Raw genomic sequence first — 1,543 nt, 5'->3', positions numbered from 1 at the left:
TGAAGCGACCCCCAAAAGTTAGACCAAAAAATCTAACTTTTGGGGGTCGTTATTTGTATGGCAAAATATCCTTTTGAATTAAAACTAAAAATCGTTAAAGAATATCTTAGTGGCGTGGGCGGATATCGGTATCTTGCCAACAAATACGGTATTTCAAGCAAGTCTCAAGTAAGTAATTGGGTGAATGCCTATCGTGAATACGGAGAGGAAGGTCTATTGAGAAAACATCAAAATCAGAAATATTCTGTTCAATTTAAGTTAAATGCGCTAGAGTTATATCAAACAAGTGAGATGTCCTATCGAGAAGTTGCTAGCACTTTAGAAATGAACAACCCTGCGCTTATTGCCAATTGGATGTGTAATTTCAGAGAAGCAGGTATTGAGGGGCTCTCAAAAGAGAAAGGGCGACCACTTACTTTGACTAGAAAAAAAGAAAACAAAAAAGAAAATACAACAACTGAAGAACGCGATCGTATCAAGGCATTAGAAAAGCAAGTCCGATCCCTTCAAATTGAGAATGCCTTTTTAAAAGAGTTGAGGAAGCTGCGAAAACAGGAAGCCCAGCAAAGACGCAAGAATCAATCGCACGAATCATCGCCAGCCTCCGAGGATCATTCAAACTAGTTGAGCTTCTTGAAACATTGAAATTTCCTAAAGCAACCTATATGTATTGGCAGAAACGGTTTGACAGACCAAACCCAGACCAAGAAATTGAAGAAAAAATGATTGAAATTCGCAAGGAGCATAAAGATTATGGCTGTCTGCGACTAAAAAAAGAATTAGAGAATCAAGGGATTCATGTCAATAAAAAGAAGATTCAACGTCTGATAAAAAAACTAGGTATCGAAGTAAAGTCTTACACTCGAAAATCTCGACGGTACAATTCTTATCGTGGGAAGGTTGGCACTGTCGCCAAAAATCGTATTCATCGTCGGTTTTATACAAATATTTGTCACCAAAAAATTACAACTGATACCACAGAGTTTAAGTATTATGAAGTAGACACCACAGGTGTCGTTCGTCAGAAAAAGCTGTATTTAGATCCTTTCATGGATTTCTACAATAGTGAAATTCTATCTTATCGGATTTCTGAAAAACCAAACGCACTAGCCATAATGGAAGGGTTAGAAGAAGCAATCCAGATGACAAATGATTGTCCATTTCGTAGAACCTTCCATTCAGATCAAGGATGGGCCTATCAAATGAATGCTTATAAGAATAAATTGAAGCAGCATAAAATCTTCCAGAGTATGTCTCGTAAAGGGAATTGTTTAGATAACTCACCTATGGAAAACTTCTTTGGTTTATTAAAGCAAGAGATTTTTCATGGAGAAGTCTATCGGAGTTTAGATGAATTGAAAACAAAAATTGACCAATATATCTATTATTACAACCATAAACGCATCAAAAAGAAATTAAATTGGCGAAGTCCGGTTCAGTTTCGAGAAGCTGTAAAAACAGCAGTCTAACAGTTAATTTTATCGTACAAAAAAGGAGTGGATTTCTCCACTCCATAAAAGTCTAACTTTTTGGGGTCACTACA

2 protein-coding genes are annotated in these 1,543 nt (G+C 36.6%); both read left to right on the top strand.

Translation table 11 applies throughout. From position 1 onward, the window contains the following. Positions 1–57 precede the first annotated feature (57 nt). Positions 58–624: a helix-turn-helix domain-containing protein gene (locus ACI3E5_RS17525; RefSeq protein WP_260619047.1), complete on the top strand. Its 567-nt coding sequence runs from the start codon at positions 58–60 to the stop codon at positions 622–624. After that, positions 582–1,469 (top strand): IS3 family transposase, encoded by an 888-nt coding sequence (locus ACI3E5_RS17520; protein WP_315850476.1) that lies wholly within the window; start codon positions 582–584, stop codon positions 1,467–1,469. Before ACI3E5_RS17525 ends, ACI3E5_RS17520 begins: the two co-directional genes overlap by 43 nt. Positions 1,470–1,543 lie beyond the last annotated feature (74 nt).

This window comes from Candidatus Enterococcus avicola (assembly GCF_047470845.1).
In the GTDB taxonomy this organism is placed as follows: Bacteria; Bacillota; Bacilli; order Lactobacillales; family Enterococcaceae; genus Enterococcus_D; species Enterococcus_D casseliflavus.
This window is presented reverse-complemented; position numbering and strand designations above follow the sequence as displayed.

What these genes read in the sequence shown, in the direction of transcription:
- ACI3E5_RS17525 (WP_260619047.1), top strand. Translation starts at nt 58, where the DNA reads ATGGCAAAATATCCTTTTGAATTAAAACTAAAAATCGTTAAAGAATAT.